This window comes from Xanthomonas campestris pv. asclepiadis, assembly GCF_020784175.1.
GTDB lineage: Bacteria > Pseudomonadota > Gammaproteobacteria > Xanthomonadales > Xanthomonadaceae > Xanthomonas > Xanthomonas campestris_D.
This window is the reverse complement of sequence record NZ_JAJGQM010000059.1, coordinates 19,152-29,415: the sequence shown is the minus strand read 5'-3', so window position 1 is coordinate 29,415 and position 10,264 is coordinate 19,152. Positions and strand designations below refer to the sequence as shown.

12 protein-coding genes and 1 tRNA gene are annotated in these 10,264 nt (G+C 65.5%); 5 read left to right on the top strand and 8 right to left on the bottom strand.

Going from position 1 to position 10,264, the window contains the following annotated elements; translation table 11 throughout:
- Positions 1–561 precede the first annotated feature (561 nt).
- The 6 genes from LL972_RS19320 to rocF all read right to left on the bottom strand — a co-directional run bounded on the left by LL972_RS19320 (position 562) and on the right by rocF (position 4,897).
- Complete coding sequence (locus tag LL972_RS19320; protein ID WP_228328958.1) at positions 562–1,506, bottom strand: MBL fold metallo-hydrolase; 945 nt, start codon at positions 1,504–1,506, stop codon at positions 562–564.
- Between the two features lie 57 nt (positions 1,507–1,563).
- Positions 1,564–2,853, bottom strand: a complete 1,290-nt coding sequence (locus LL972_RS19315) for a tryptophan--tRNA ligase (protein WP_228328957.1) — start codon at positions 2,851–2,853, stop codon at positions 1,564–1,566.
- A 182-nt stretch (positions 2,854–3,035) separates the two neighbouring features.
- A complete protein-coding gene (locus tag LL972_RS19310) occupies positions 3,036–3,245 on the bottom strand; it encodes a CsbD family protein (protein WP_016904514.1) in 210 nt (69 codons plus the stop codon).
- A 250-nt stretch (positions 3,246–3,495) separates the two neighbouring features.
- Positions 3,496–3,630 (bottom strand): entericidin A/B family lipoprotein, encoded by a 135-nt coding sequence (locus LL972_RS19305; RefSeq protein ID WP_016904515.1) that lies wholly within the window; start codon positions 3,628–3,630, stop codon positions 3,496–3,498.
- A gap of 81 nt (positions 3,631–3,711) precedes the next feature.
- A complete protein-coding gene (locus LL972_RS19300) occupies positions 3,712–3,864 on the bottom strand; it encodes an entericidin A/B family lipoprotein (protein ID WP_006451340.1) in 153 nt (50 codons plus the stop codon).
- Positions 3,865–3,973: 109 nt separating this feature from the next.
- A complete protein-coding gene (gene rocF, locus LL972_RS19295; protein ID WP_228328956.1) occupies positions 3,974–4,897 on the bottom strand; it encodes an arginase in 924 nt (307 codons plus the stop codon).
- Positions 4,898–5,366: 469 nt separating this feature from the next.
- Here rocF and LL972_RS19290 point away from each other — a divergent pair, with 469 nt between their 5' ends.
- From LL972_RS19290 to tmk, 5 genes are all read left to right on the top strand, one after another.
- Positions 5,367–5,819 (top strand): roadblock/LC7 domain-containing protein, encoded by a 453-nt coding sequence (locus tag LL972_RS19290; RefSeq protein WP_228328955.1) that lies wholly within the window; start codon positions 5,367–5,369, stop codon positions 5,817–5,819.
- Positions 5,820–5,882: 63 nt separating this feature from the next.
- Complete coding sequence (locus tag LL972_RS19285; protein ID WP_016904518.1) at positions 5,883–6,242, top strand: hypothetical protein; 360 nt, start codon at positions 5,883–5,885, stop codon at positions 6,240–6,242.
- Between the two features lie 94 nt (positions 6,243–6,336).
- Complete coding sequence (locus tag LL972_RS19280; RefSeq protein WP_228328954.1) at positions 6,337–7,254, top strand: hypothetical protein; 918 nt, start codon at positions 6,337–6,339, stop codon at positions 7,252–7,254.
- Positions 7,251–7,793: a GTP-binding protein gene (locus LL972_RS19275; RefSeq protein WP_016904520.1), complete on the top strand. Its 543-nt coding sequence runs from the start codon at positions 7,251–7,253 to the stop codon at positions 7,791–7,793. The genes LL972_RS19280 and LL972_RS19275 overlap by 4 nt, the downstream gene beginning before the upstream one ends.
- Before the next feature lie 519 nt (positions 7,794–8,312).
- Positions 8,313–8,996, top strand: a complete 684-nt coding sequence (tmk, locus tag LL972_RS19270; RefSeq protein WP_228328953.1) for a dTMP kinase — start codon at positions 8,313–8,315, stop codon at positions 8,994–8,996.
- A 170-nt stretch (positions 8,997–9,166) separates the two neighbouring features.
- Here the strand turns inward: tmk and LL972_RS19265 are convergent.
- Positions 9,167–9,242, bottom strand: a tRNA-Thr gene (locus LL972_RS19265).
- 33 nt (positions 9,243–9,275) lie between these two features.
- On the bottom strand, positions 9,276–10,187 hold the full coding sequence (locus LL972_RS19260) for an SPOR domain-containing protein (RefSeq protein ID WP_228328952.1): 912 nt from the start codon (positions 10,185–10,187) through the stop codon (positions 9,276–9,278).
- Positions 10,188–10,264: the final 77 nt, after the last annotated feature.

Genomic DNA, 10,264 nt, shown 5'->3' with positions numbered 1-10,264 from the left:
AAACCGGCGTGGGCACCCAGCTACACGACGATCGGTAACGATCCAGGCTCTCACGGTGGCCCACGCCGGCTCTCGACGCCCAAACTGCCAGAATCCGAACAGATAAGGCTCTGGCGCGGCATCCATGCCGCTCAAGGTCCCGCGACGGTGAGCGGGCAAGGACCAGTCGAGATGGTCGGTGTATCTGGTCAAGCACGGGGCATGACGTGTACTGATCGGATCAGTGTGCGTCGACCGGCTTCTGAGCAACTTCCTAGCGCAAGCCGAACAACAGACAAGCTTTTTAAAGCGCAACCCAGAAACGTCTCGTCTGCTCATCGCAAGCCAAGCAACACGCTTGCAAGAAAGCAGCCGACAAACGGTCTGGTGCGGCGTCCACGCCGGTTGCAGGACCGTGTGGCGGCAGGGATGCCGCCACCGAGCCCCCAAGGACGGGTTCACGGCGTGTCCCGCAAGCGGCGAGGACACCGCGCACTCGACTGACCCGGCTTTGGACTGCAGCCAAGCGAGGCTACGACTCGCTACAACGTTCGAGTGGGGGTGTCACCCGCTCCAGGAGCGCTAATTCGTACGCGTCGCGCGGTCCAGCCAGCAGGCCAGGCCCTGCGCGTTGAGTTCGATATCGGTACCCAGCAACTGCGCCACGCGCGCATCGTCCAGGCGGCAGCCGTGCAGGCGGGCGCGCTGCAGATACAGGTCGGTCAACGCCGCCACCATGCAGCGATGGCGGTCTGCACGCTGCGCGCAACCCAGCGCGATGGCGGTCATCGCATGGATCTGCTCGACCAGCGCCTGCGCCAGCGGTGCCGGCGATTCGACCCGGCCGTAATGGGTGAGATACATCGCCTGCGGCGCGGCCTCCATCAGCCGCGCGATCGACTGCAGCATCGCCTCCGGCTCGAACTGCACCGGCGAAGAGGTCGGCAGGATGAAGGCGCCTTGTGCGCTATCGAGCTGGCGATACGACAGGCCGAAGGTGTCGCCCGTGAACCAGCTGCGGCTGCGTGCATCCCACACGCACAGATGATGCCGCGCGTGGCCCGGCGTCTCGATGGTGCGCAGCGCGCGCTCGCCCAGCATCACGGTCTGCCCGTCGGCCGCTTCCACCACGCGCTCGGCTGGTACCGGCACGATCGCGCCGTAGCCGCGCGCCATTTCCGCCTCACCGTATACCGCCGTGGCACCGGCGATCAGCCGGGTCGGATCGATCATGTGCGGCGCGCCGCGCGGATGCACCAGTACCCGCGCATTGGGCAAGTGCTGCAGCAAGGCACCCGCACCGCCGGCATGATCCAGGTGCACATGGGTCAGGATCAGCCAGTCCACCTGCACAGGCGTCAACCCGGCCGACTGCAACGCGGCCAGCATCTGCGGCACCGACAGCGAAGTGCCGCAATCCACGAAGGCGCCGCGTTGCGCTTCGACGATCAGGTACGCCGCATCGAACTGCACGCCGCCAAAGCCGGTGTCGATGGTGTGGATGCTGGAATCGGCGGTCGCTGTCATTGCTCCCCCACGGCTATGCGAGAGGCCACAGTCTAGCCACCGGCTCCACGCGTGTCGTTACGCCTCGCGCAACACGCGCATTGCCGCCAGGATCACGTCCGCCTCCACCTGCGCATGCACGCCCGGCAGTTGCAGGTCGCTGCCCTGCTCGGCCTGCTTCAGCCGCGCAATCAGCTGGCCCGCGTCACGTGGCGAGGCGAAGCCATCGCTTTGCAGAAGCATCGCACCGGCGCCATCGTTCAACTTGAAATAGAACTGCCCATCGCTCTCGCGATACTGCTTGAACACCGGCGGCGCGCTCTTCTCGCCCACCGGCGTCGCAGCCGCATTGCCCTGACTGGACAGGTCGCGCAGACCCACCGCAGCACGCAGCTCGGCCAAAAACGGCGTGGCGTAGCGCGCGCGCAGACGTGCGCCCCCAGCGCGCAGAATCGCCTCGATCTTGGCCGGCTCGGCCATCAGCGCGTCATAGCGCGTGCGCAGCGGTGCGATCTCCTGGTCGATCCGCTCGAACAGCTGTTGCTTGGCATCGCCCCAGCCGATGCCGTCGGCAAAGGCCTGCGCAAAGGCCGCCGTTTCCTGCGGCGTGGCAAAGGCCTGGTACAGCTGGAACAATGCCGACCCCTGCGTGTCCTTGGCCTGGCCCGGCGCGCGCGAATCGGTGAGGATGGAGAACACCAGCTTGCGCAGTTCCTCGCGCGGGGCGAACAACGGAATCGTGTTGCCGTAGCTCTTGCTCATCTTGCGACCATCCAACCCTGGCAACGTCGAGACCTGCTCGTCGATCACCGCCTCGGGCAGGGTGAAAAAGTCGCGGCCATACACGTGATTGAAGCGCTGGGCGAAATCGCGCGCCATTTCGATATGCTGGATCTGGTCGCGTCCCACCGGCACCTTGTGCGCGTTGAAGATCAGGATGTCTGCGGCCATCAATACCGGATACATGAACAAGCCGGCGGTCACGCCCGCATCGTCGTCTTCGCCGTCGGCGCGATTCTTGTCCACCGCCGCCTTGTAGGCATGCGCACGATTGAGGATGCCCTTGCCGGCCACGCAGGTCAGCAGCCACAGCAACTCGGTGGTCTCCGGCACATCGGATTGGCGATAGAACCACACCGTTTCCGGGTCCAGGCCGCAGGCCAGCCAGCTGGCCGCGATCTCCAGGGTGGAGCGCTGCGTCCGCGCCGGGTCCTGCGCCTTGATCAGGCTGTGCAGGTCGGCCAGGAAATAGAAGCTTTCCGCATCGGCCGCTGCACTGGCCTGGATGGCCGGGCGGATCGCACCGACGTAATTGCCCAGATGCGGGGTGCCGGAGGTGGTGATACCGGTAAGGACGCGAGTGGTCATCTGCGTAAGGCCAGGGAGTCAGCACGCAAGTTTAGCGGTTCCGTGCCCATGGCATGGCCGCGACGGCGTTTGATGGCTGCTGCTGGCGGCATCGGCGGCAGACGCGCAACGGGCCGCATCGAGCGGCCCGTCGTGTGCAACTCGCGCTCACCATGGTGGGTGGGCGCGGTGACGGTGCACCGTCAGGTGTCGTCGCGCAGCGACTTTTCGAAGGCGCGTACCTCGGTCTGGGCGCGGTCGCGGTCCCAGCCGTAGCGCTCCTGAAGCTTGCCCTGCAGATACTCGGCATTGCCTTCGGCAACCTTGAAATCGTCGTCGGTGAGGTCGCCCCACTTGGCCTGCGCCTTGCCCTTGAGCTGGGTCCACTTGCCGGAAATGATGTCAGTGTTCATTGCGTCGACTCCGCTGATGCGGCCGCGATTGACCGTGTCAACAGAGTGCCCATGGCCCCGTTCGCTGCAGATCAAAAGCCGTCAAACCCGGACTCACCGCACTGAATGGTTGCCTACGCTTGCCGCGCACTTTTTTCGCATTGGCCGCCTTCGCAGTGCCAAGGCACGTTGTCAGGCAGCCTTGTTTGCGCAAAAACATCGGGCAAAAAAAACGGGCCTTGCGGCCCGTTTTTCTGCATGCAGCGCTAAATTACTTGCGCGCAGCGTCTTCCACCTTCTCGCCAGCGCCCTGCACGTCCTTGCCGGCACCTGCGACGGTGTTGCAACCCGACAGCATACCGACCGACAACACCGACAGCACCAGCAGCACAATTGCACGCTTCATAACAGACTCCTTCGTGGGTAAAGCGGCGGCTTGCCGCAGATCAATCAAATCAAACAACGACGATCAAACAAAACTCAAGGATCAGCACTTACCGTCGCTGCAATTGTCGGCCTTCTTTTCGACCTTCTCGCCTGCGCCCTGCATGTCCTTGCCGGCGCCAGCCATGGTATTGCAGCCAGTCATCACGCCGGCCGAAAACAGGCCCAGTACCATCAGTGTCAGCAGTCGCTTCATCGGTCTTCCTCAGTTCTGCGTTCGGTGCAGACGCACCATCTCTGGCGACAAATCTGACTGCGCGGCCGTAGATTTGATGTGAACGTGGCGTGCTGCGTTCAGCGATCGATCAATCTCGCATCAGTGTCGACTTGCCGAACAGGCTCTCGACCAGATCCACCGCCAGCTCGGCGGTAGCGTTGCGGTTGTCCAGCACCGGGTTGAGTTCGACGATGTCCAACGATCCCATGCGCCCGGTATCGGCGATCATCTCCATCACCAGCTGCGCCTCGCGGTAGTTGGGTCCCCCCGGCACGGTGGTGCCCACGCCCGGCGCGATGCTCGGGTCCAGGAAATCCACATCGAAGCTCACGTGCAGATGGGTGTCCGCGCTCATGCCCTGCAAGGCGGTCTCCATGGTGCGCTTCATGCCGGCCTCGTCGATGTAGCGCATGTCGTAGACATCGATGCGGTGCTGCTTGATCAGGCGTTTCTCCTCCGGGTCCACCGAGCGGATGCCGATTTGCCGCACCTGCTCGGGCAGCAAGGCCGGCGCACTGCCGCCCAGGTGGGTCAACGCCTGCGGACCGAGCCCGCACAGGCAGGCCACCGGCATGCCGTGCACATTACCCGATGGCGTCACCTCGCTGGTATTGAAGTCCGAATGCGCATCCAGCCACAGCACCCGCAACGGGCGTTGCTGCTCGCGGCAGTACTTGGCCACGGCGGTGATCGAGCCGATGCCTAGGCAATGGTCGCCACCGAGCATGATCGGCATGCGCCCGGCACGCAGCTGCGCATAGCTTGCCTCCATCAGCGCCTGGTTCCAGGCCACCACTTCGTCCAGATGCCGGTAGCCGGCCTGCGGGGCCTGCCAGGGATTGCGCGGGCCATCCAGATTGCCCAGATCGCACACCTCCACGCCGCGGCCGATCAAGGCCTCCTGCAACCCGGCGATGCGCAGCGCCTCCGGCCCCATCCGCGCACCACGGTGGCCGGCACCGATGTCGGTGGGAACGCCAATCAGGGAAACCGGCAGGTACTGCGTTGCCATGCATTGCTCCAGCATCGAGAAAGCGCTGCAGTCTAGTCGTCGGCCCGCGCGCTGACGCGCGGCAGCGCAGCACGACGTGCGTCACCCATCACGCAATTGCATCTGCCACTGCAGCAATCGAAAGTGCGGCCGATAGTGCGTAGCGGGCAATCGTCAGGGCGGTGCAGGCAGCGGGCGCAACGCTGCGGTGCAGGCGTGATGCAGTTCGGCGAATCAGCGCCGGGCATCGGCCGCGTTCGCTTGGCGGCGGCAACGGCGTCCTGACAGTCGCTTCAAGTGACGTGGTTGGGCAGTTTTTGGCGTATCCGCGCTTTGCGGAATGTGCTTGCCTGACCGCACAGTTAAGACATTGAGGGTGCTATGACGATGATAAAACATGCCGACGCTACTGTTCGCCCGCCAGCGCGGGACCCGGTGTCATCGACAAGGTCTTTCATCGCGCAGCGCGTTTCGTACAGGGGAGAATTTCATGCCGCATAACGCCGTCAACCAGGTCGTCAAGGCTGCCGTGGGCGAGGTCGCGCGGGCGTCGCATCACTACGATCTGCAGCGCATCGGGCGCGAATTTGCGCAGACCATCGAGCGCGAGCGGGGCGTCCGTCTGTTGATGCTGTCCACCGCCGACGGGCGTGCCATCGCCGAACACTCCAGCCTGGATGTGGACGGTCGCCGTCTGGCAGCGATGGCCAATTCGTTCCTGACCCTGGGTGAGACCCTGGCGCGCGAATCCAGCTTGAGCGAAGCCGACTACGCCACCATCAGTACGCGTGGCGGGCAGCTGGTGCTGATCCGCATTCGCGCCGACAGACCATTGACGCTCACGGCGGTGGGCGACAGCGACCTCAATGCCGCGGCGCTGTTGTTCAATGCGCGCGACTGCGCCGGCCGTCTGGCTGCAGCGCTGGCGCAGCAGGCAAGCTGAGCGTTTGGCACTGTTCGTGCTTGTGCCAATGCACCCATTTCTCATCGCTCGTAAGGACGACCCGTGTCAAAACTCAATCTGGAACACCTGCATTCGATCGCCGGCTTCGTCGGCGCCGCCCTGGTCGATAGCGACAGTGGCATGGCGCTGGGCATGACCGGCGGCACCGATCTCAACCTGGAACTTGCCGCGGCCGGCAATACCGAAGTGGTGCGTGCCAAGCGCCGTATCGCCGAGCAGCTCGGCCTGAACGACACCATCGAAGACATCCTGATCACCCTGGCGCGTCAGTACCACCTGCTGCGTCCGCTGGAGAGCAACGGCACATTGTTCCTGTACGTCGTGCTGGATCGCGCCAAGGCCAATCTGGCCATGGCCCGCCACGAGCTCAAGGCGTTCGAGAAGACCCTGGACTTCGGTTGATGCCACACCGGCGGCGCGCACGCGTCGCCTGCCCGGCCTGCCGGCTTGTCCCGGCAGGCACCGCACTTTCAAAGCGCCGACGCGGCGCCCTGTCATGACCACACCCATTCACGCCATGCGGGTCGCCACGGCCGGCCTGGACCTGCTGCACACCACGCGCCTGAAACTGGCGTGCTCGTTGCTGCTGGCCGAGCGCATCGACGTGCAGTTGGGGCAATGGCCGCAACACGCCGCCGAGGTGGTGGTGCTGGGGCTGGAAAGCGCCGACGGCCTGGCCGCCTGGCAGGCCTTGCAAGGCCAACCCGTGCGTGTGCTGGTGGTGTCGCGGACACCGGTCGGCGGCGCATGGCTCAAGCACGGCGCCACCGTGCGCGAACTCAACGAACAGATGCGCCTGCTACTGTCGTCCTCCGATCACGCGCAGGTCGCCGAGCCGGCATTGCTGGTCCGCCATTGCCGCGGCGAGTTCGGTACCGCTGCGGTGCTGTTGCGCCACGCACAACTGCAGGTGCGCGTGGATCCGGCCAACGGCTGCGTGCAGCTTCCCGCCGGCATTGCGTTGCCGGAGCTGGTCGCAGCACTGGATCGCCCCGGCTGGCAGGTCGTACCGGACACCGCCGATAGCGCATTGAGCCAACGTCTTTCGTTCGAGGCGCTGTATTTCGCCCTGCCCGAGCACCTGCGCCCGGCGCTGCCGGCGGTCGACCCCAGCCACGCGTTGCAGTTGCGCCAATGGCCGGAGCTGAGCGCCGAGACCAGTTCGCCGGCGCGGCTGCTGGCCATTGCCCACCTGCATGCGCGCCCGTGGCGCCCGCAGGCGCTGGCCAATGCTTGCAAGCTGCCGCTGCAAACGGTGGAATGCCTGTTCGCCGCTGCACTCGCCAGCGGCCTTGCCCAGACCGCGGAGATTCCCGTGCCTGCAACGCAGCCCCGTCCGGACAGCAGCAACTCCCGGTTTTTCTCCTGGGTCGCACGTCGCTTTGGCCTCTCTCTCTTTCAGGCGCAGTCATGAGTCTTCCGGCCAACAAACTGGTGTTCGTTGGCGGCATGGGCGCCGGCAAGACCACTGCCGTGCGCGCCATCTCCGACGTGGAGCCGGTCAGCACCGAGATGCCGCTCAGCCAGGATGCCTACGGCGACAAGACCTACACCACGGTCGCGCTGGACTACAGCTCGATCGAACTGGAGGACGGCGAGTTGCTGCACGTCTACGGCGTGCCGGGGCAGAAGTACCTGGATTTCATGTGGCCGCTGGTGTGCGACGGCGCCTTGGGCGTGATCGTGCTGGTCAGCGCGCGCGATCCGCAGATGCGCGATGCCACCGTGGCCTTGCTGCGCGAGTTTTCGCAGATCGCACCTGCGGCAAGCCTGGCGGTGGGCATCACCATGACCGACGAAATGCAGGACTTTTTGCTGCCGCCGTTCCGCGATGCGCTGGTGGCCGAAGGCTTCCGCATCCCGGTCATGCGCGTGGATGCGCGCTCGGCCACCCAGATCACGTTCCTGGTGAAGTCGCTGCTGTCCTATCGTTACACCTCGGCAACTAGCTGATCGGCCGCGCGCATGGCGCATGCGGATGTGGGCGGTACATAAGAAAAAACAAGGAATCCGGTCACGACGGGGCCTGAAAGGGCGTCACGCGGGGGATGCCGCCTCTAGGGTGGCGGCAACGCGTCCATCTTCCTTGATGCCAGACACGCGACGCGAACGTCATACCTTCGAGCGCGTTGCCTGACTTGTTCAGTATGGCGCGCGGTCGGAGACCAGGACATCAGGACATTCCCGACATCACGCAGGGCATACCGGTGATACAGCGTAAGCAATAGCGCTGGCAGCGGGTAATCAGTCGCGCCTGCAACCGGTGGTTGCAATGCAGTTGCTATACGCGCCAGGTAACCCGTTGGACAAACCATTCGTCCAGCCGTCTCGCGAAGGCATCGATGCACGGCTGCAGTACCGCGATCGTTGGCACGCAGCGGATACCTGACCCACCGGGATCGGCCATTGCAGGGCGGCTTCCACGCGCTGTCCAAATACTGATCCAGCACCACGATCGGATAAAGTAGCGCGATGACAATCGAACTGAAGCCCGGCGGTCTGCTGATCGCGATCGAAGGCATCGACGGCGCCGGCAAGACCACCCTTGCCCGCAGCCTGGCCACCACGCTGGAAGCAGCCGGCGCGCGCGTCGTGCTGAGCAAGGAGCCGACCAATGGCCCCTGGGGCACCCAACTGCGCCAGTCCGCCGCCACCGGCCGCCTGCGCGCGGACGAAGAAGCCGAGCTGCTGATCCGCGACCGCCACGAGCACGTGGACACCCTGATCGCACCGGCGCTGGCACGCGGCGACATCGTGATCCTGGACCGGTATTTCCCATCGATGGTCGCCTACCAGGGTGCCGCCGGCCTGCCGCTGGACGATCTGCTGGAACGCAACGCCTTCGCACCGCGCCCGGACGTGCTGCTGCTGCTCGACCTGCCCCCGCCCACCGGGCTGGCGCGTATCCGCGCCCGCGGCGATGCGCCCAATCACTTCGAGACCCAGGACAACCTGGAACGCTGCCGCAGTATCTTTGCGCAGCTGCAGTTGCCGGGAAAGCACGTCGTGGACGCCAGCGCCGATGCAGACAGCGTGCTCCGCCAGGCCCACGCCATCGTCGTTGCAGCACTGGCCGAACGCCTGCGCGGCGCGGCCACCCACGCCGACGCCGACAAGGCCGCACTGGAACTGCTATCGGCCGGTCGCCCGGCCTGAGTTGCCGTGTGGACCACGCGCAGGCAGCCGCAACCGGCGCAGTGATTGGCGGGCTGCGTGCAGGGATCTGTTCTCGACCGGTCGAACCCGGGAAGACGCGTTCCGGGGCGCTGACAGCACAGCCCGCACCCAGCTACATGCAGTTTGCGGGAGAGCACGAAGGACCTTCGTGGTGCCGGCACCCGGATTCGAACTGGGGACCTACCGCTTACAAGGCGGTTGCTCTACCAACTGAGCTATGCCGGCAAAGGCCAAGCGCGTTGCGCGCCGGTGCGCATTCTAGCGCAGCGCGGCGCAATCTAGCGACCGCTGACGCGTTGCACCTGCGGTGCCCTGCAATGTGCCGATCGCGGCGGTGCTGCGCACATCGATCCACCAGCGCGATTGCGCGCTACCGCTGGGCAGCAGTTGCGCCGGAAATCCCGCGCCAACCAGGCTGGCCTGACGTCGCTCGGCACGTTCGCGACTCTGGTACTGCCCCAGCGCAATGGTGTTGTCCTCACCCTGGGCAATCACGTAATAGTCGCCCATGCCGGCGGCGGCGATGCGCTTGACCAAGGCTTGCGCCGCCGCACGATCGCCGACGTTGGGCAGCATCACCCGGAACGTACTGATCCCGGCGTCCTTGTCCTCGCGCACGCTGGCGCGCGTGGCCTGACCACGCAGGCGTGCCAGCGCGGCATCGGCCTCGGCGCGCGCCGCATACGGCCCCAGGCTGGCACAGCGCTCCGGCGCAGCGGCCGGAGCGGGCAGCGCTGGCGATGGCTTGATCGCCGCTGCCGCGGCAACTTCAGCCGGTGTCGGAGCGAGCTTGGCCGGCGGTAAAACCGGTGCCGATGGCTGCGACGTGTCGGGCACCATCGCGGCGGCCGCAGCTGTCGAAGAAGACGCTGCCGCTGGGGTTGTCGATGTCTCAGGCGATTCCGGTGCCGATGTCGATGTCGATGTCGATGTCGATGTCGATGCATCCGATGGTGCCGTCGGCGCAGTGCCCGGAGTTGCCAAGGCCGTGTTTGCCTCGCCTGACTCCGCAGGCGCTGCTGCCACAATACTCGGCAGCACTTCCAGGCGCGCCACACCGGCCGGCTGCGGCGGTGCCGCCACCGCTGCCGGTGCCGGCTGCAACGCCCACCACAACGCCACACCGGCATTGAGGACGATCAGGACAACGATGAGTGCGCGGACATACATGCGATGGATTCTAAGCGCGGGCAGTCACAACCGGCGAGCGCTGGTTGGCTTGCTGCCCACGCCAGGCAGTGGGCGCA

What these genes read in the sequence shown, in the direction of transcription:
- LL972_RS19275 (WP_016904520.1), top strand. Translation starts at nt 7,251, where the DNA reads ATGAGTCTTCCGGCCAACAAACTGGTGTTCGTTGGCGGCATGGGCGCC.
- tmk (WP_228328953.1), top strand. Translation starts at nt 8,313, where the DNA reads ATGACAATCGAACTGAAGCCCGGCGGTCTGCTGATCGCGATCGAAGGC.
- LL972_RS19315 (WP_228328957.1), bottom strand. Translation starts at nt 2,853, where the DNA reads ATGACCACTCGCGTCCTTACCGGTATCACCACCTCCGGCACCCCGCAT.
- LL972_RS19320 (WP_228328958.1), bottom strand. Translation starts at nt 1,506, where the DNA reads ATGACAGCGACCGCCGATTCCAGCATCCACACCATCGACACCGGCTTT.
- rocF (WP_228328956.1), bottom strand. Translation starts at nt 4,897, where the DNA reads ATGGCAACGCAGTACCTGCCGGTTTCCCTGATTGGCGTTCCCACCGAC.
- LL972_RS19260 (WP_228328952.1), bottom strand. Translation starts at nt 10,187, where the DNA reads ATGTATGTCCGCGCACTCATCGTTGTCCTGATCGTCCTCAATGCCGGT.
- LL972_RS19305 (WP_016904515.1), bottom strand. Translation starts at nt 3,630, where the DNA reads ATGAAGCGTGCAATTGTGCTGCTGGTGCTGTCGGTGTTGTCGGTCGGT.
- LL972_RS19300 (WP_006451340.1), bottom strand. Translation starts at nt 3,864, where the DNA reads ATGAAGCGACTGCTGACACTGATGGTACTGGGCCTGTTTTCGGCCGGC.
- LL972_RS19280 (WP_228328954.1), top strand. Translation starts at nt 6,337, where the DNA reads ATGACCACACCCATTCACGCCATGCGGGTCGCCACGGCCGGCCTGGAC.
- LL972_RS19310 (WP_016904514.1), bottom strand. Translation starts at nt 3,245, where the DNA reads ATGAACACTGACATCATTTCCGGCAAGTGGACCCAGCTCAAGGGCAAG.
- LL972_RS19290 (WP_228328955.1), top strand. Translation starts at nt 5,367, where the DNA reads ATGCCGCATAACGCCGTCAACCAGGTCGTCAAGGCTGCCGTGGGCGAG.